Origin of the sequence: Tenacibaculum retecalamus, from assembly GCF_027941755.1 — a bacterium.
GTDB lineage: Bacteria > Bacteroidota > Bacteroidia > Flavobacteriales > Flavobacteriaceae > Polaribacter > Polaribacter haliotis_B.
In genome coordinates, this window is sequence record NZ_CP115916.1 from 1,056,868 (window position 1) to 1,075,424 (window position 18,557).

Below are 18,557 nucleotides of genomic sequence, written 5' to 3' on the forward strand. Positions count from 1 at the left end.
TTTATTTTTCAAAAATAAAGCAAAAAAAACAGCGGACAAAATTAAACTTGATGAAACATAAAACTATATGAATAAAATTATCTTTACATTTGCCAACTTTTACAATAGCCGAGAATATTATGATGAAATACCTTAAAAATAAGAAACTTAACATTAAAGATGATACGTTAGCAGGGATAACAGTTTCTTTAGCAATGATACCAGAAGTGGTAGCTTTTGCTTTTGTTGCTCAAATTAGCCCAATAGTAGCATTGTTTGGTGCATTTGTAGTGGGAATAATTTCAGCCGTTTTTGGTGGTAGACCAGGACTTATCTCTGGTGCAGCAGGTGCTGTAGCTGTTATTTTTGTAACGATGATACAAGAAGGGCATGCAAAAGGCTTGCTTTTTGATAACCCTGTAGAAAATATGGGCTATTTCTATTTACTAGCCGCAGTTGTTTTAATGGGAGTAATACAAGTTTTTGCTGGTTTGTTTAAGTTAGGGAAATTTGTGCGTTTAATTCCACACCCTGTAATGATGGGATTTGTAAACGGATTGGCAATTGTTATTTTTATGGCACAATTGGGAATGTTTACTGAAAATAAAAAAGATTTTTTCGGACAAAATATGCGTAAAACCGAATCGAAAGAATTGGTTTATAATGTAACAAATAATCAAGTTAAAGATTTAAATTCTGACACTGTTTTATTTACCATTGATGGAAATTCAGTAAGGAATAATAATACAAACGAAGAAGCTTTTTTCGTTTCAGAAGGTCAGGTTTTTGATGCTAAAACAAAAAAAGTTGTTTTTAACGTTTCTGAAGAAGGGTTTTATTCGGTAAAAGATAGCGGAGTTGTAAAATCAACCATGCAAGGAGAAAAGCTTTATACAATGATTGGGTTGGTTTTATTAACAATGCTTATTGTATGGGGATTACCAAAAATAACTACTAAAATACCGGCAGCATTAACGGCTATTTTAATTGTTACATTAATATCAATCTTTAGTGGTTTAAGTTCTATTAATGTTGGTGATTTTATTAGAGACGGAGGAGGAGCCGGTTTAAACGGTATTGATGAAATATCAAAAAAACTAAATTTATTAGAGCTTTGGAGCAACTTACCTTTTAATTTAGATACCCTTAAATTTATAGCACCTTATGCCTTTTTAGCGGCATCTGTTGGTTTGATAGAAACTTTAATGACTATGAACTTAGTAGATGAGTTAACAGATAGTAGAGGTAACGGAAATAAAGAATGTGTTGCGCAAGGAGCAGGAAATATTGTAAGTGGTGTATTTGGTGGAACTGGTGGTTGTGGTATGATTGGCCAAACAGTTATTAATATCAACGCTGGTGGTAGAGGAAGATTATCGGGAGTAATGATGTCATTAACCTTATTAACTTTTATTTTATTTGCTGATAAATATATAGAGCAAGTGCCAATTGCTGCTTTAGTAGGAGTAATGTTTATGATGGTTATTGAAACATTTGCATGGTCTAGTTTTAGAATCATGAAAAAAATTCCAACTTCTGATGCATTTGTATTAGTAATCGTATCTGCAGTTACTGTATTTTTCGATTTAGCAATTGCCGTTTTTGTAGGGGTAATTATCTCCGCTTTATCTTTTGCTTGGACAAGTGCTAAGAAAATTAGAGCTAGAAAAAGAATGAAAGCAGATGGAACTAAAGTGTATGAAATTTGGGGACCTTTATTCTTTGGAAGTATTACTACTTTTAATGAAAAATTTGATGTTAAAAATGATCCTGAAAATGTAGAAATTGATTTTATTGAAAGTAGAATTTCTGATCACTCTGCCCTAGAAGCCTTATTTATTTTAGTAGAGAAGTATGAGAAAGCAGGAAAAACATTAAAATTAAAACACTTAAGTGAAGACTGTAAAGTGTTAATGTATAAAGCGAATGATAAGTTTTATGATGTAATTATAGCTGATGTTGATGATCCTCGTTATCATTTAGCTGAAAATCCTGAAGCTTTTCCGAAGCCTTTATCAGAATATAAATTTTAAATAAAAAATCCCGCTTTTAGCGGGATTTTTTATGACTTATATTTTATTTATCGGACTAATAATATCAACATCACTAAAAGCAATTGCGCCTCTAATAACACTATCTATAGTGCTTTTTAAAGCTTCAATTAATTGCATTTTAAGTTGTGATTTATGATAAATTAAGCTGACCTCTCTTGCAGGAGGAGGTGTTTCAAATTCTCTTAAATGTTCTTTGTCAGATTCATTTAAATCTAGCGTATTTAAATATGGCAATAAGGTCATGCCTAAACCATCTTTAGATAGTTTTATGAGTGTATCAAAACTTCCACTTTCTAACTGAAAATGATGCGTTGAGTTCTTTTTATTAGTTCTGCATAAATTAATAATGCTGTTTTTAAAACAATGTCCATCTTCTAGTAATAAAATGTCATCCACTTCTAAATCATCAATTTTAATCTTTTTCTGATCATACAAACGATGTTCTTTTGGGATTAAACCCACAAAAGGTTCGTAATATAAAACGCGTTCTTTTATTGCTTCATTTTCTAGCGGAGTTGCCGCCAAAGCAGCATCGATATGACCGTCGGTTAATTTTCTAACAATTTCTTCAGTAGTTAACTCCTCTATAATTAACTGAACTTTCGGATAGTTTTTACTAAATGTCTTTAAAAACATTGGTAGTAGAGTTGGCATAACCGTAGGTATAATTCCAAGTTTAAACTCGCCACCTATAAATCCTTTTTGTTGATGAACTATATCTACAATTCGATTACTTTCATCAACAATAACTTTAGCTTGTTCAATAATTTTTTGACCAACTTCGGTTAATTCAATTGGTTTTTTTGACCGATTAAATATTTTAGCCTCTAATTCATCTTCTAATTTTTGAATTTGCATACTTAAAGTAGGCTGCGTAACAAAACAGTGCTCAGCTGCAATAGTAAAGTTTTTATATTCAGCAACAGCAAGGGTGTATTTTAACTGAGTTATTGTCATTCTATCAAATTTTTTGATAAAGATATTAAAACTATCAATATCATTTATAGTTTTTGTGATTTATTTAAAAGTAATTTTGAAGTATTAAAATATGAATAACTAAAAATAAATAAAATGAATACAACAGTTATAGGATTAGATAAGAATAAATCAATTGAATTAGTAAAAGAATTAAATGTTTTGTTGGCTAATTTTCAAGTTTATTACCAAAATGTTAGAGGATTGCATTGGAATATTAAAGGGAAAAGTTTTTTTGAATTGCATGTGAAGTTTGAAGAGTTATATACTGATTCTCAGTTAAAAGTGGATTTAATCGCTGAACGAATTTTAACATTACAAGGAACTCCTTTGCATACTTTTGATGATTATATAAAAGCGGCAGAGGTTCCTGTAGGAAAAAATATAAGTAAAGATGTTGAAGCAGTACAATTAGTTGTAAAGTCATTAGCCGGATTGTTAAAAGTTGAAAGAAAAATTTTAGAATTATCTGAAGCAGCAGCTGATGAAGGAACAAATTCTATGATGAGTGACTTTATTACTGAGCAAGAAAAAACAATATGGATGTTAAACGCTTGGTTGGGGTAAGACTAATTGATTTAAATAGAAAAAGGTGTACTAATTTAGTGCGCCTTTTTCTATTTAGAATAGTTCTAGTTATTTAAGTTCTCTTAATAAAATTTACATTTTAATGATGTGATATTAAAATAGCATTGATATAAGTTTTACAAACGAGCCCTTAATTTGAGGAATCAAAAAAACTAAAAAATATCATAATGAAAAAATTAAAATTAAGCTTACTTACCTTATTAACAATTTCAATTAGTATTACCACATTTACAGCTTGTGAAGATGCTATTGATGGAACTGACGGTATAGATGGTATTGATGGAAGTAACGGATCAGATGGAGAAAATGGTTCTGATGCAACAACATATTTAACAGCTTCTAAAACACCAAACTTTTTAAAAGTAACAAGTGATTTTGTAGGGTTAAAAATTACGCCAATTTTATCATCAGAAGATGTGATACCAAATTCACCAGACTTTGTATATGGTTCTATGGCAGATGGAGCAGGTTTGTTAGCTGAAACAGATGGTATTTTTACATTAATTAATAATATTGAAGCAGATTATTCTATCGCAAGAATTAAATTAAACGAAAATTTAAGACCAGTATCTGCAGAATATATTTTAAACGCAACAGCAACAGCTGAAACTGCTCAGTGCTCTGGATCAATGATTTCTCCACAAGAACATGGTTTTGGACCATTATATTTATCAGGAGGTGAATGGGGTGGAGCGTCTAAAGGTGTTTTTGCAACAGATCCGTATAAATCAGCAACCGATGCTAGTACAGGAAATATGTTAGCAGCATTAGGGCAATGGTCTACTGAAAATGCTGTAGTAATAGGTAAAGATGCTTATGCGGATAAAACGGTAGCGTTTATTGGAGACGATAATGCTAATAACGAAGTGCCTTCAGGTCAATTAGGAATGTATGTTGGTAATAGAGGAGATTTAGATGGTGGAAAATTATATGGTTTAAAAGTAACTTCTCCAGGTGTAACTTATGAAATGGACATGGCTCAAGGAACTGAATATGATGTGGAGTTTGTAGAACTTGAAGAAAAAGAAATTAACGCTTTAGATACTGAATGTAAAACAAAAGGGGTTATGGGATTCTCTAGATTAGAAGATATTGATTGGAGAAGAGGTTCTGCAGCTAATAATAGAGAAATTTATTTTGCAGTAACTGGACGTAATAAGCCAGGTTTAGTTGGTAAAGGATCTATTTTAGGACGTGTTTATAAAGTAGTTTTAAATGATACTGATCCAACAGGAACTGCAAAAATTACTTGTGTATTAGATGGTGATATTGTTGGAGGAAAAGCAGATGGATTTCACTCGCCAGATAACATTTTAGTAACTGAAAACTATGCTTATATTCAAGAAGATCCTAACGGGTATGCTTCTGTAAATCCAAGTATTATAGGATATTCTAAACTGTATCAATATAATTTAACAACCGGAGCTATAAAAACAGTATTAGAATGTGATCAGGAAAGAGCAGCATCTTTAGGATACGGTTCAACTTCAAGAAATTGGGAAATTACAGGAATGATTGATGTGACAGATATTGTAAATAATGGTAAGAATTCATTTTTAGTAATGACTCAAAACCATGGATGGGAACCAGCAGACGGAACTTCATTTACAGATCCAAAAGCAAATCCTAATTTATCAAATAGAAAAGAAGGTTCTGTTTTACATTTAATTACAGGATTAGAAAGATAAAATATGAAAGATATCTTAAGTCTAGCTAAGACATACCTTTGTGTATGTCTTTTGCTTTTATTGATGGGATGCAATCAAAAAAAGAAAAATATCAATCAATTACAGCATTTTCTGAAGCTGTAAAACAACTTTATGTAGAGCAGCTTTCTATGGCTATTGAAAATTTAGATGCCATGGAAGGAAAGCCAATAAAAGAACAACGAAATAAATACATAGCAGCAAGAAAAAATTTTAAATTACTAGAGCCAATTTTAGCTTTTTCAGACAAAGACAATTATAAATCGTTAAATGCACCTAATATAATAGGGGTTAAAGGCGAGGAAAGTAATGATACTAGAGTGATAAAGCCGATAGGTTTTCAGGTGATAGAAGAAACTATTCATGAAAAAAATATTGATCAAGATATTTTAAAAAGAGCAATAACTGTTACAAGTGGTCGATTAAAATTAATTCGAAAAAATGTAGTTCTTAAGTTAAAAGGCTACCATGTAATTTGGTTGATAAGAGATCAAATTACAAGAATAGCTACCACTGGTATTACAGGTTTTGATTCGCCTGTTTTAAATCAATCACTAATAGAAAGTTCATACACTTATAAAACAATATTAAAGATTGTTCAACTAAATAAAGAGAAGTTTACATCAAAAGAGCTGCTTATTAAGTTTGAAAAAGCAATTAAAAATGCTCAAAAAGATTTAGACCATGATTTTGATAGTTTTGATAGATTTACTTTTATAAAAAAACATACGAATCCGCAATTAAAAATATTACTTGAAATTCAAAAAGACTGGAAAGTGAAATTTCCTTTTGAAATGGCATTGTCTAATAACATGACAACCTTGTTTTCTGATAAAACATTAAACGCCAATTATTTTTCCGACCATTTAAGTGATACTACTCAATTGGCAGCTAAAATAGTTTTCGGAAAACAGTTGTTTAATGACACCTCTCTTTCTAAAGATTATAATATGGCTTGTGTAACCTGTCATATTAAAGATTTGGCTTTTACAGATGGTCGAAAAACATTTGATAAGAATCAAACAAGAAACACCCCTACATTAACTTATGCTTCTTACCAAAGAGGTTTTTTTATGGATTCGAGAGCAGGCAGTTTAGAAGGGCAGGTTATTGGTGTGGTAGAAAATCACAATGAATTTAATATGTCTATGGATTCAGTAGTACAGCGTGTGTTAAAAAACGAAAAATATAAAAATTTACTTACTAATTTATATGATAATAAAAGAGTAAATTTTAACATTCGACATGCGATTGCATCTTATATAAGAACCTTAAATACTTTTAATTCAAAATTTGATAAAAACATCAGAGGAGAAGAGGCTAGTTTAACAAGTGACGAACAAAAAGGATTTAATTTATTTATGGGAAAAGCATTGTGTGCAACGTGTCATTTTGCACCTGTTTTTAACGGAACCGTTCCGCCTAATTACAATGATACAGAGCTAGAGTTTATAGGTGTTCCAATATCTACGGATACTATAAATCCAATGATTTCATCAGATCTAGGACGTTATAATCTGTATAAAACACCCGAACGTAAACATTTCTTTAAAACACCTACTATTAGAAATATAGCCAAAACTGCACCATATATGCATAATGGCGTTTATAAAACTTTAAAAGAAGTAATGGATTTTTATAATAAAGGAGGCGGAGAAGGTTTAGGGTTTCATAATGAAAAGCAAACATTACCTTTTGATAAATTAAATTTATCTGAAAAGGAAATAACTCAAGTTGTAGACTTTATGAAAACATTGACTGACGAGTAATTGTTTAAAATAAATATTTAATTAAAATACGAATACTTACAAAGGCAACCAAAATAGCGGTTGCCTTTTTTAATTGAATAGGACTAAAGAATTGATGACTTACTCTGCTACCTATTTGGCCGCCAATAAAAACGGTAATCAATAGAGTCGTAGTTAAATTCCAGTCAATAGTAAAACTAGGATTCATATATTGGCCAAGTAGCCCTGCAATAGAATTAACTAAAATAAAAAAGCTTGACGTTGCCGCAATTCTTTTCGGAGAATCCCAATTTGTTAAATGTAAAAAAGGCGCTAAAAAAATACCACCTCCAATACCTACAATGCCAGAAATAAAACCAATAATGCCACCATAACTCGCATTTTTGTGAATGCTTACTTTTGTTGTATCTTTTTTTAATGAAATTACATTTTTAGAAACCCACATGGTAATTGCAGCTACAAACAAAGTAGTTCCTAAAAGAATAAAAAATATAGTTTGATTTATTTTAAGAAAACCACCTAAAAAAGCTAGTGGAACACTAAATGAAACAAGTGGAATTACTTTTTTCCAATTAAATAATTGTTCTTTTTGAAATATCAAAACATTACCAAAAACAACGGCAATATTACATATTAAAGAGGTAGATCTTATTTGTATATATGCGATACCTGTTAAGGCTAAAACAGCTAAATAACTAGAGCCTCCACCAAAACCAACGGAAGAGTAAAGTATGGAAATACTAAAAAAAAGCAAAATTAGTTGCCAGTTTAAAAAAACGGATTCAATTAAAAATGTCAATAGTTCTGTGAAATTAATTTTTCAAAGATGTTTTAAATTGTTGCGGTGTTAAAAGCTCATTTTTCTTAAAAAGTCTATTAAAATAAGTAACACTATTAAACCCTGCTTTGTATGCGATATCACAAATATTTTCTTGAGGAGTGTTTTTAATTAATTGTTTTGCAAATTTAATTTTCTCAGAATTTATATAATCCACGGGAGTAACACCTAGTGTACTTTTAAATTTTTTAAAGAAATGAGATTTACTCATGCAAGCTTTTTCAGAAACTTCATCTAAAGTTAAATTATTTTTTGTTAAATTATCCTTAATGTATTTTACCGCGTATCCGATACGAGTATCATTAAATAAATCATCAACATTATTTAAAATTAACTTTCTTGCTTTGCTTTGTAACAAACGAATAATTAGTTCTTGAATCATTAAATCTAATAGTAGATCTTTAGATTTTGTATTGTTAATAAACGTACTCGTAAGCCTGTTTATTAAAATATTTAATTCATTGTTATTGTTTAAATGAGATGTCGCTTTTTTAAAATCCCATCCGTTATTTTCTCTTTCAATAGTGGTGTCTTCATTGAAGTTATAAACAACTTCATTTATTTTTCCTTGATCAATAACTAACCCTAAGCACGATGTAGGATTATCTAAAGAAGCATCCGGAAAATCAATATTCATGCTATTATTTTCAGGAATGACTAAAGATTCATCAGGAACAAAAGAAAAAGGTGTTGTATCATTAAAATGCATCGTTTTTTTACCAGTTAACATACTCGCAATAACTGTAGAATCGAAATTTAAGAAAACATTTTTTGTGGCTTCAAAAGTTTCAAATATATTTAATTCGGCATATTCAGAAGAATACATCGTCCTATTTTCAATAAGAGTAGAGAGTTTCCTCTTTTTAAAATGTTGGTGGTCTAATGATATCATAACTTTTTCTTTCGGATAGTAATATAGTGCAAAAATTTAAGAATATAGTGCAACTATTGTTAAAGTTTAATCGGTAAATTTGATATATCAATAATTCTAATATTCGAATTGTGTAAATGTAAAAAGACAAGTTTCCCCCAGAGAAAATTGCTATTAAAAAGAAAAAAACTAACACTTAAATGTGTTAGTTTTTTTTTGATAAACAAATAATTTTATAGGTTAAATAGGCTTTACCACGTTTATTTTAAATTGTATTTATAGAATTAATTACTTAAATATAATATAGAATAGACATTGTTAAACTTATTTACTGACTCTTATATTTTAATTTAGAAAAAGTTGAAAATAAAACAGTGGAAAATCAATTAATAAGTGTTTTATCTATGAAATGTTGTCATAAGTAGAAAAAAAGAAGATTATTATAGAATAATCTTAAATTAGTGTTTCATAATTATACAGCATAATGAGTAACTATCATATTAAAAATTTAGAAGAATATTTTCAGGTATATCGTAAATCGGTACGAAACCCTGAGTTGTTTTGGGAAGAAATAGCAGAAGAACATTTTGTATGGCGAAAAAAATGGAATACAGTTTTAGAGTATGATTTTTTAAAACCTGAAATAAAATGGTTTGAAGGAGCAAAGTTAAATATTACCGAAAACTGTATCGATCGTCACTTACAAATACGAGGAGATAAAACAGCAATATTGTTCGAACCAAACAGTCCAAATGAAAAAGCAGTGCATATTTCATATAAAGAGTTGCACAAAAGAGTATGTAAGTTTGCCAATGTTTTAAAAGAAAGCGGTATTAAAAAAGGAGATAGAGTTTGTATTTATTTACCAATGATTCCTGAATTAGCAGTTTCAGTATTAGCCTGCGCTCGGATAGGTGCGGTACATTCTGTAATATTTGCTGGGTTTTCGGCAACAGCTTTATCAACAAGAGTAAACGACTGTGAAGCAAAAATGGTAATTACTTCGGATGGTTCTTTCCGCGGAGCGAAAACAATTGATTTAAAAGGAATTGTAGATGAAGCTTTGGTAGATTGTGAAGGAGTTAAAACAGTATTAGTAGCGAAAAGGATTCACTCTACGATTCAAATGAAAGAAGGACGAGATAAGTGGTTGCAACCTTTAATAGATAAAGCTTCTGATGTTTGTGAGCCAGAGATAATGGACGCAGAAGACCCGTTATTTATTTTATATACATCAGGTTCAACAGGAAGTCCGAAAGGAATGGTACATTCTACTGCTGGTTATATGATTTATACAGCCTATACTTTTAAAAACGTATTTAATTATAAGGAAAATGATGTGTATTGGTGTACTGCTGATATTGGTTGGATTACCGGACACAGTTACATCGTATATGATCCACTAGCAAACGGAGCCACAACAGTTATGTTTGAAGGTGTACCTAGTTACCCTGATTTTGGACGTTTTTGGGAAATCATAGAAAAACATAAGATTAATCAGTTTTACACTGCGCCAACGGCAATTAGAGCTTTAGCAAAAGAAAAGCTAGAATTTGTAGATACATACGATTTGTCATCCTTAAAAGTTTTAGGAACTGTAGGAGAACCAATAAATGAAGAAGCTTGGCATTGGTATAATGATAATGTAGGTAAAAAGAAATCTCCAATTGTAGATACTTGGTGGCAAACTGAAACAGGCGGAATGATGATTTCTCCGCTACCATATATAACCCCAACCAAACCAACTTATGCAACTTTACCATTACCAGGAGTACAATTGGTATTAATGGATGAAAAGGGAGAGGAAGTAAAAGGAAATCAAGTAGATGGACGTTTGTGTGTAAAATACCCTTGGCCAGGTATGGCAAGAACAATTTGGGGAAATCACCAACGCTATAAAGAAACGTATTTTTCAGCTTTTGATAACAAATATTTTACAGGCGATGGTGCCTTGCGTGATGAGGTTGGTTATTACCGAATTACAGGTAGAGTAGATGATGTAATTATTGTATCGGGACATAATTTAGGAACCGCACCTATTGAAGATGCCATAAATGAACATCCTGCGGTAGCAGAAAGTGCTATTGTTGGTTTTCCGCACGATGTAAAAGGAAATGCATTGTACGGTTATGTAATTTTAAAAGACGTTGGTGAAGGTAGAGATCATAATAATTTACGAACAGAAATAAATCAAATAATTACAGAACATATTGGTCCAATTGCTAAATTGAATAAAATTCAATTTACGGTTGGATTACCAAAAACACGATCAGGAAAAATTATGCGCCGTATTTTACGTAAAATAGCACATAATGAATTGGATAATTTAGGAGATGTTTCAACCTTGTTAAACCCTGAAGTAGTACAAAGTATTATTGATAATAGATTGTAAATTTAAATAGAATTACTAAAAACGTAATTAGCTAAAATAATGCGTTGTATCTTGCAAAAATAATATGAAGTATTATTGATAATATAGCAAGATGAGCATTGTAAATATTAGAACATATCTAGAAAAATCACTAACAATTAATGATAATGATTGGAATTTTTTTACAGCTAGATTAAAACTAAAAAAAGTAAAAAAGCGTACAAAACTTTTAAATGTAGGAGAAGTAGAAAGGTCTATTTCTTTTATTGACAAGGGTATTGTACGTTTTTTTATTCCGAAAGAAGAAGAAGATAAAGAAACTACTTTCGGATTTTGTTTTAATAATGAATTTGTAAGTGCTTACGATTCTTTTTTAACACAATCGCCTTCGTTATATGAATTAGAAACACTTACGGATGTAGAGATGTGGAGCATGTCTTATGAAGACTTACAAGAGGTTTATAAAAAAACGTCCATAGGAAATACTTTAGGAAGATTATCATCAGAACGTTTATTTTTAATAAAATCTAAAAGAGAACAATCCTTATTAAATGAAACAGCCGAAGAACGTTACCTTAATTTATTTGATGAACGTCCTAAGCTAATTAAAGAAATTCCACTAAAATATATTGCTTCATACATAGGTGTTACAGCGCAGGCTTTAAGCCGAATTAGAAAGCGAATTACTTAACTTAGGTTCATTTTTTTTGCGATACTAAAATTGGTTCTTTGTAAGCTAATTTTATAAGAATGGCGATAGTAATTTTCATGATAATTTTATGGTATTCAGGGTTGTTTTTTCAAACCTTCTTTTTGCATAGATATTCAGCACATCAAACCTTTAAAATGTCAAATTTTGGAGAAAAAGTATGCTTCTTTTTAACTTGGTTAACACAAGGTTCTAATTATTTAAGTGCTTATGGTTATGGTGTAATGCACCGAATGCATCATGCGTATGCCGATACCGAGAAAGATCCGCATTCACCTAAGTACGATAGTAATTTATTTAGTATGATGTGGCGTACTAAAAACATGTATCAGGATATTAATAATCAAAGAATAGCAATTGAAGAAAAATTTACCAAAAATGTACCACAATGGAAAAGCTTTGACAATTTTGCAAGTTCAAAGTTCTCTAGATTAACTTGGGGAGCATTATACGTTGTGTTTTTTATGTTTTTTGCAACTGCTTGGTGGCAATGGTTGTTTTTACCAGTAGCTTTTTTAATGGCACCAATACACGGAGTAATTATAAACTGGTTTGCACATATTTATGGTTATGTAAACTTTAAAGTAAGCGATACTTCAAAAAATTTATTACCATTCGATTTTTTAATGATGGGCGAAGGATATCACAACAATCACCATGCTAATGGTGGTCGTGCTAATTTTGGTGGTGTAAGATGGCATGAAATAGATGTAACGTATTGTATTATGGTTGTTTTAGATAAAGTAAGGTTGATAAAATTAAAATAAAAGTACTTTTAAATTGTATTTTGTAATTGTGTCAGGCTTATTGTAAATGGCATATATTTTGACGATAAATAGTATCTTCAATAAAAAAACATGCAGCAACATACATCATCAAAAGAAAACAAAAAGAAACCTAAAGTATCAATAGGAAAAGCATTTAAAACTATTATTTGGCCACGTAAAAGCTTAGTTTTAATTGGTTTAGTTTTAATAGTAATAAGTAGGTTGGCAAGTTTGGTTGCTCCGTTAAAAATTAAATCACTGCTAGATGATGTAATTCCTAATAAAGATTACAATGCGTTATACAGCTTATTATTTGTTGTTGGTACAGCTATTTTAATTCAAGCAATAACTTCATTTTTATTAACACGTATTTTAAGTGTACAAGCACAATATTTAATTTCAGAATTGCGCGCAAAAGTGCAAAAGAAAGTTTTGTCTTTACCCATTAGTTTTTTCGATAACACAAAATCAGGAGCTTTAGTTTCTCGAATTATGAGTGATGTAGAAGGGGTTCGTAATTTAATAGGAACCGGGTTGGTTCAATTAGTTGGAGGATCAATCACAGCCATAATTTCTTTAATTTTATTGATAAACATAAGTTGGTCAATGACGCTGTTTGTATTAATACCTGTAATTATTTTTGGGTTAGTTGCTTTAAAAGCATTTAAATATATCAGGCCTATTTTTAGAAATAGAGGCGTAATTAATGCTGAGGTAAAAGGACGATTAACTGAAACGTTGGCAGGTGTAAGAGTCATAAAAGCATTTAATGCAGAGCAACAAGAAAACGAATCTTTTGAAAAAGGAGTAGCTCTTTTGTTTCAGAATGTAAAAAAGAGTTTAACAGCAACGGCAATCATGACAAGTTCGGCAACTTTTTTATTAGGAATTGCTTCTACAGGAATTATGGGAATTGGTGGTTATAAAATTATGATGGGTGAATTAACCGTTGGAGATTTTTTATCATTTACTTTTTTATTAGGTTTAATGATTGCGCCAATTGTACAAATGAGTAATATCGGAAGTCAATTAACGGAGGCTTTAGCAGGTTTAGATAGAACCGAAGAGTTGATGAACATGGAAGCTGAGGAAGATGATGCAGAAAGAACTATTGAGTTGAAAGATGTAAACGGAGCCATAAAATTTGACGATGTTTCTTTTTCATATGAAGAAGGAAAACAAGTACTAAATAATATTAGTTTTAAAGTACCTAAAGGAACTGTAACAGCATTGGTTGGAAGTTCTGGTTCTGGTAAATCTACCATTGCAGGATTATCAGCGACTTTTTTAAATCCAAAATCAGGAAAAGTATCGATTGATGATTACGATATGTCAAAAGTTAAATTAAGCAGTTACCGTAAAAATTTAGGAGTCGTTTTACAGGATGAGTTTTTATTTGAAGGATCAATAAGAGAAAACATTTTATTCCCAAGACCAGATGCAACTGAACAAGAATTACAAAATGCTGTAAAAGCAGCGTATGTAAATGAATTTACCGATCGTTTTGATGACGGATTAAATACGTTAATTGGTGAAAGAGGTGTAAAACTTTCTGGCGGACAACGTCAGCGTTTGGCAATTGCAAGAGCCATTTTAGCAAATCCTAAAATTATTATTTTAGATGAAGCTACCTCTAGTTTAGATACCGAAAGTGAAGCGTTGATTCAGAAAAGTTTATCAGAATTAATAAAGGACAGAACAACTATTGTAATTGCGCATAGATTAAGTACGATTAAACAAGCAGATCAAATATTGGTGATTGAAGCCGGTTCGATAGTAGAAAGAGGTACACATGACGAGTTGATAAAAAAACAAGGGAGATATTTTGAGTTGTACACCTATCAATCAAAAATTTAAATGTCATTAATAATAAACTAATAAAATAAAAGCATCCGAATTCGGATGCTTTTTTATTTTATAAATTCATAGAAGTTGTGTAAGTTTACTGCTAATACTCGACTGTATTTTATAGTAATAAAACATCCATAAAAAAATGAAAAAATTAGTCTTATTAATAGTAATTGCAGTAATTTCTTTAGCTTGTAAAAATGAATCAAAAAAAGAAGTTGTTAAAGAAGAAAAAACAGTTGCTAAATATCCTGAAAAATTAGCTAAAGTTTTTCAAAAACATGGAGGTATTGATAATTGGCGTAAAATGAAAACATTGTCGTATGGTTTAAAAGGAGAGGAACATACTACGGATTTACATTCAAGAAAAGCAGTAATCAATTCGAAAGAATATTCGTTAGGTTATGATGGTAAAGATGTTTGGGTTTCAGATACTGCAGTTTATAAGAAAGATGCTAAATTTTATTATAACTTATATTTCTATTTTTATACAATGCCTTTTGTTTTGGCAGATGACGGAATTGTATATTCAGAAACAAAACCATTAGAATTTAACGGAAAAAAATATCCAGGGTTTAAAATTTCATACAATGCAAATGTAGGTTCATCACCAGATGATAATTATTTTATTTATTATGATGAAACGACCAACGAAATGAGTTGGTTAGCTTATACAGTTACCTATCATAGTAAAAAAGCATCAAATAAAAAGAGTATTATTAGATATAACGATTGGCAAAATGTTAACGGTTTTTTATTACCTAAATCTTTAACTTGGTACAAAAAACATGAAAATGGTAATCCTACTGAACCAGCAGGTGAACCGACTGAATTTGTATTACCTTTATTAAGTGAAGCATCATTTGATGCTGACTTTTATGTAAAACCAACAAAATAAATGGATTCACAAAAATATACTTGGAAAAAAGAATACACTGTAGTGTTGATTGCAAATGTAGTTTACATCGCATTATTTTATATTATTACAAATTTATATACGAATTAGAATATGCAAACTATAGACTGGGTAGTACTTTCGTTAACATTATCATTTATTGTTTTTTACGGAGTTTGGAAAACTAGAGGAAGAAAAAACGCTGAAGATTATATTAAAGGAGGAAGCGATAGTAAATGGTGGACAATTGGTTTGTCGGTAATGGCAACACAAGCGAGTGCGATTACCTTTTTATCTACACCAGGACAGGCATTTCATAGCGGAATGGGTTTTGTACAATTTTACTTCGGATTGCCAATTGCTATGGTCATCATTTGTTTGGTATTTATCCCGATTTATCATCGATTAAAAGTATATACAGCGTACGAATATTTAGAAGGGCGTTTTGATAAAAAAACAAGAACTTTAACTGCTATTTTATTTTTAATTCAAAGAGGATTAGCAGCAGGAATTACCATTTTTGCGCCTGCAATTATTTTGTCAGCTGTATTAGGTTGGGATTTAATTACATTAAATATAATCATCGGATTCTTAGTAATTATTTATACTGTTTCTGGCGGAACAAAAGCCGTAAGTGTTACTCAAAAACAACAAATGGCAGTAATTTTTGCAGGAATGTTTATTGCCTTCTATTTGATATTACAATATTTACCTGACGGAATTACATTTACAAAAGCGTTAGAAATTGCCGGAGCTTCGGATAAAATGCAAGTATTAGATTTTTCTTGGGATTTAAATAATCGCTACACAGTTTGGACAGGTATTTTAGGAGGAACATTTTTAATGCTTTCTTATTTCGGAACCGATCAGAGTCAAGTTCAGCGATATTTATCAGGAAAATCGGTTCGAGAAAGTCAGTTAGGTTTAATTTTTAACGGATTGTTAAAAGTGCCTATGCAATTTTTTATCCTATTGGTTGGGGTAATGGTTTTTGTTTTTTATCAATTTAATACTTCGCCTTTAAACTTTAATCCGAAGGCAAAAGAAGCTGTTGAAAATTCTCAATATGCATCAGAGTATAAGGCTTTAGGTGATAAACATATCCAGATTGAAAATCAGAAAAAAGCTTTGATTTTTGATGGATTATCCGACAAAAATAAAAAACAATTACAAGCGTTAAACGAGCAAGATAAATCAATAAAAAAGCAAGCTAAAGCAATAATTACAAAAGCAGACGCTATAGTAGAAACGAATGATAAAGATTATGTTTTTATTCATTTTATTTTACACAATTTACCAAAAGGTTTAATCGGCTTATTGTTAGCGGTAATTTTATCGGCAGCAATGTCATCTACAGCATCTGAGTTAAATGCGTTGGCATCAACCACTGTTATCGATTTATATAAAAGAAATCAAAAGAAGGATAGGAGTGAAGAGCATTATGTTAAAATGACCAAATGGTTTACTTTAGGATGGGGACTTTTAGCAATTTCTGTAGCTTGTGTAGCCAATTTATTTGATAATTTAATTCAGTTAGTTAATATTATCGGTTCTATTTTCTACGGAAATGTTTTAGGGATATTCTTATTAGCTTTCTTCTTTAAATTTGTGAAATCGAATGCCGTTTTTATAGCCGCAATTATCACTCAGTTAATTATTATTTATGTTTGGAAAGCAGATTGGCTACCTTTCTTATGGTTAAATGCTTTGGGTTGCGGATTGGTAATTTTAATAGCTTCTTTATTACAACCATTTTTAAATAAGAAATAAGTAATAGTTGTAAGTTTAGTTATTCTGATATAAACAGAAATTAAAAAGATATCGAATACGTCAACCTGAACTTGTTTCAGGTTCGCATAAGCATTGGGTGCTATGATAGATGAGATTTTGAAATAAATTAAGAATGATGTTAAGAAGGTTTATTCTTTTTCATTCAAATGCTTTGCAACATAAGTTCCCATACTAAAACAGGCTTGTAATAAATAACCTCCGGTAGGCGCGTTCCAATCTAACATTTCACCGATACAATAATTATTTTTGAGTTTTTTTAACTCGAAATTTTCGGTGACTTCGTTTAAAGGAATTCCGCCAGTAGTTGAAATAGCTTCATTTAAAGGAGCAGCCGCTTCGATTACAAGAGGTAACGCTTTTATTTTTTTAGCAATATTATTTTTGTTGATGTATTCTTCTTTTGTTAAAATAGTTTTTAAAAGAGCAATTTGAGGTGAACTTAACCTCAGTATTTTTTTAAGAATATCAGTTATTCTTAAATGAGAATCCTTTATTTTTTTTTGAATTGTTGCTAATTCAAGAGTTGGTTTTAAATCTAAATAAACAACAGGTTTTTTGTTAGCAGTTAATTGCGATTGTATTTGCGGACTCAATGCATAAATAGCATTTCCTTCTAATCCGAATTTTGTAATAACCAATTCTCCTTTTTGTTTTTTATCTAAACAAGAAAGTGCAATATTTTTTAAAGGCTGTCCTTCGTTTTTAGATATAAAATCACTTTTCCAATTAATATTGTAAGCACAATTAGCAGGTAAAAAAGGAAGTGTATTTATATCTTTCTCCTTAAAATTATCCGCCCAATTACCTTCTGATCCAGTAATTTTCCAACTAGCACCACCTAATGAAAAAATAGTATAATCAGCTCTTACAATTTTATTGTCATTAAAAATCAATTCACTTTTATCACTCCAATCTTTCCATTCATAATTGTATAGAAACTGTATGTTTTTATCAATTAAAAACTGTTTGATGTTGGTAAGAACTGTAATAGGTTTAATTCCTTTTTCAGGATATATGCGATTACTACTTCCTACAAAAGTTGGAATATCAATAGATAACAACCAGTTACGTAAATCTTCATTCGTAAAGTTTAATAAAGCATTTTTAAGAAATGAAGTAGGTGTATAGCGGGTAATCATTTTATCAATATGCTCACCATGGCTAAGGTTAAATCCACCATCACCAGCGACTAAAAACTTTCTCCCAATAGATTTTTTTTTCATAAATTGTGATATCAAATTTATTTGAATCTAAAAAAACTGCTGTAAAGAGAGCAGAAGGTCCACCTCCAATAATGGCTATTGATTTTTTCATAGCACAAAGTTACTATTTGTTTTTTAGGATAATAAAAAAAAGGGTATAAAACAAATAATGTCTGAAACCGAAGTTGCAGACATTATTTTATATAAACGTTTTT

At 30.5% G+C, this 18,557-nt stretch carries 15 protein-coding genes; 10 read left to right on the forward strand and 5 right to left on the reverse strand.

Annotated features, from left to right (window positions below):
- Positions 1 to 119 precede the first annotated feature (119 nt).
- The gene (locus tag PG912_RS05170; protein ID WP_275688748.1) at positions 120 to 2,012 is read left to right on the forward strand and encodes a SulP family inorganic anion transporter; all 1,893 of its coding nucleotides are present in this window, start codon (positions 120 to 122) and stop codon (positions 2,010 to 2,012) included.
- Between the two features lie 36 nt (positions 2,013 to 2,048).
- Here PG912_RS05170 and PG912_RS05175 read toward each other — a convergent pair whose 3' ends face one another.
- Entirely contained in the window at positions 2,049 to 2,990 is a 942-nt protein-coding gene (locus PG912_RS05175; RefSeq protein ID WP_260585170.1) for a hydrogen peroxide-inducible genes activator, read from the reverse strand.
- 114 nt (positions 2,991 to 3,104) lie between these two features.
- On the opposite strand from PG912_RS05175, the gene PG912_RS05180 reads away from it, so the two are divergent.
- From PG912_RS05180 to PG912_RS05190, 3 genes are all read left to right on the forward strand, one after another.
- Complete coding sequence (locus tag PG912_RS05180; protein WP_275688749.1) at positions 3,105 to 3,575, forward strand: Dps family protein; 471 nt, start codon at positions 3,105 to 3,107, stop codon at positions 3,573 to 3,575.
- A gap of 188 nt (positions 3,576 to 3,763) precedes the next feature.
- Positions 3,764 to 5,284, forward strand: coding sequence for a PhoX family protein (locus tag PG912_RS05185; RefSeq protein WP_275688750.1), 1,521 nt, complete (start codon positions 3,764 to 3,766; stop codon positions 5,282 to 5,284).
- A gap of 44 nt (positions 5,285 to 5,328) precedes the next feature.
- The gene (locus tag PG912_RS05190; RefSeq protein ID WP_275688751.1) at positions 5,329 to 7,071 is read left to right on the forward strand and encodes a cytochrome-c peroxidase; all 1,743 of its coding nucleotides are present in this window, start codon (positions 5,329 to 5,331) and stop codon (positions 7,069 to 7,071) included.
- Between the two features lie 4 nt (positions 7,072 to 7,075).
- Here PG912_RS05190 and PG912_RS05195 read toward each other — a convergent pair whose 3' ends face one another.
- Both PG912_RS05195 and PG912_RS05200 read right to left on the reverse strand, forming a co-directional pair.
- Positions 7,076 to 7,804 carry a sulfite exporter TauE/SafE family protein gene (locus PG912_RS05195; RefSeq protein WP_275688752.1) on the reverse strand — a complete coding sequence of 243 codons (729 nt, stop codon included), beginning with the start codon at positions 7,802 to 7,804 and terminating at the stop codon, positions 7,076 to 7,078.
- A 58-nt stretch (positions 7,805 to 7,862) separates the two neighbouring features.
- Positions 7,863 to 8,780, reverse strand: a complete 918-nt coding sequence (locus tag PG912_RS05200) for an AraC family transcriptional regulator N-terminal domain-containing protein (protein ID WP_275688753.1) — start codon at positions 8,778 to 8,780, stop codon at positions 7,863 to 7,865.
- A 463-nt stretch (positions 8,781 to 9,243) separates the two neighbouring features.
- Between PG912_RS05200 and acs the strand changes: the two genes are divergently transcribed.
- The 6 genes from acs to PG912_RS05230 all read left to right on the forward strand — a co-directional run bounded on the left by acs (position 9,244) and on the right by PG912_RS05230 (position 17,119).
- Positions 9,244 to 11,151, forward strand: coding sequence for an acetate--CoA ligase (gene acs / locus PG912_RS05205; protein ID WP_275688754.1), 1,908 nt, complete (start codon positions 9,244 to 9,246; stop codon positions 11,149 to 11,151).
- A 97-nt stretch (positions 11,152 to 11,248) separates the two neighbouring features.
- Positions 11,249 to 11,821 carry a Crp/Fnr family transcriptional regulator gene (locus PG912_RS05210; RefSeq protein WP_275689013.1) on the forward strand — a complete coding sequence of 191 codons (573 nt, stop codon included), beginning with the start codon at positions 11,249 to 11,251 and terminating at the stop codon, positions 11,819 to 11,821.
- 59 nt (positions 11,822 to 11,880) lie between these two features.
- The gene (locus tag PG912_RS05215; RefSeq protein WP_275688755.1) at positions 11,881 to 12,606 is read left to right on the forward strand and encodes an acyl-CoA desaturase; all 726 of its coding nucleotides are present in this window, start codon (positions 11,881 to 11,883) and stop codon (positions 12,604 to 12,606) included.
- 90 nt (positions 12,607 to 12,696) lie between these two features.
- On the forward strand, positions 12,697 to 14,463 hold the full coding sequence (locus PG912_RS05220) for an ABC transporter ATP-binding protein (RefSeq protein WP_275688756.1): 1,767 nt from the start codon (positions 12,697 to 12,699) through the stop codon (positions 14,461 to 14,463).
- A gap of 136 nt (positions 14,464 to 14,599) precedes the next feature.
- On the forward strand, positions 14,600 to 15,352 hold the full coding sequence (locus PG912_RS05225; RefSeq protein WP_275688757.1) for a DUF6503 family protein: 753 nt from the start codon (positions 14,600 to 14,602) through the stop codon (positions 15,350 to 15,352).
- Positions 15,353 to 15,463: 111 nt separating this feature from the next.
- Entirely contained in the window at positions 15,464 to 17,119 is a 1,656-nt protein-coding gene (locus PG912_RS05230; RefSeq protein WP_275688758.1) for a sodium:solute symporter, read from the forward strand.
- Between the two features lie 149 nt (positions 17,120 to 17,268).
- Here PG912_RS05230 and PG912_RS05235 read toward each other — a convergent pair whose 3' ends face one another.
- Positions 17,269 to 18,363, reverse strand: coding sequence for a TIGR03862 family flavoprotein (locus PG912_RS05235; RefSeq protein ID WP_275688759.1), 1,095 nt, complete (start codon positions 18,361 to 18,363; stop codon positions 17,269 to 17,271).
- Positions 18,320 to 18,454, reverse strand: a complete 135-nt coding sequence (locus PG912_RS05240) for an NAD(P)-binding protein (RefSeq protein ID WP_275688760.1) — start codon at positions 18,452 to 18,454, stop codon at positions 18,320 to 18,322. The genes PG912_RS05235 and PG912_RS05240 overlap by 44 nt, the downstream gene beginning before the upstream one ends.
- Positions 18,455 to 18,557 lie beyond the last annotated feature (103 nt).

What these genes read in the sequence shown, in the direction of transcription:
- PG912_RS05170 (WP_275688748.1), top strand. Translation starts at nt 120, where the DNA reads ATGATGAAATACCTTAAAAATAAGAAACTTAACATTAAAGATGATACG.
- PG912_RS05180 (WP_275688749.1), top strand. Translation starts at nt 3,105, where the DNA reads ATGAATACAACAGTTATAGGATTAGATAAGAATAAATCAATTGAATTA.
- PG912_RS05175 (WP_260585170.1), bottom strand. Translation starts at nt 2,990, where the DNA reads ATGACAATAACTCAGTTAAAATACACCCTTGCTGTTGCTGAATATAAA.
- PG912_RS05190 (WP_275688751.1), top strand. Translation starts at nt 5,329, where the DNA reads ATGTCTTTTGCTTTTATTGATGGGATGCAATCAAAAAAAGAAAAATAT.
- PG912_RS05185 (WP_275688750.1), top strand. Translation starts at nt 3,764, where the DNA reads ATGAAAAAATTAAAATTAAGCTTACTTACCTTATTAACAATTTCAATT.
- acs (WP_275688754.1), top strand. Translation starts at nt 9,244, where the DNA reads ATGAGTAACTATCATATTAAAAATTTAGAAGAATATTTTCAGGTATAT.
- PG912_RS05215 (WP_275688755.1), top strand. Translation starts at nt 11,881, where the DNA reads ATGGCGATAGTAATTTTCATGATAATTTTATGGTATTCAGGGTTGTTT.
- PG912_RS05240 (WP_275688760.1), bottom strand. Translation starts at nt 18,454, where the DNA reads ATGAAAAAATCAATAGCCATTATTGGAGGTGGACCTTCTGCTCTCTTT.
- PG912_RS05225 (WP_275688757.1), top strand. Translation starts at nt 14,600, where the DNA reads ATGAAAAAATTAGTCTTATTAATAGTAATTGCAGTAATTTCTTTAGCT.
- PG912_RS05200 (WP_275688753.1), bottom strand. Translation starts at nt 8,780, where the DNA reads ATGATATCATTAGACCACCAACATTTTAAAAAGAGGAAACTCTCTACT.
- PG912_RS05220 (WP_275688756.1), top strand. Translation starts at nt 12,697, where the DNA reads ATGCAGCAACATACATCATCAAAAGAAAACAAAAAGAAACCTAAAGTA.
- PG912_RS05230 (WP_275688758.1), top strand. Translation starts at nt 15,464, where the DNA reads ATGCAAACTATAGACTGGGTAGTACTTTCGTTAACATTATCATTTATT.
- PG912_RS05235 (WP_275688759.1), bottom strand. Translation starts at nt 18,363, where the DNA reads ATGAAAAAAAAATCTATTGGGAGAAAGTTTTTAGTCGCTGGTGATGGT.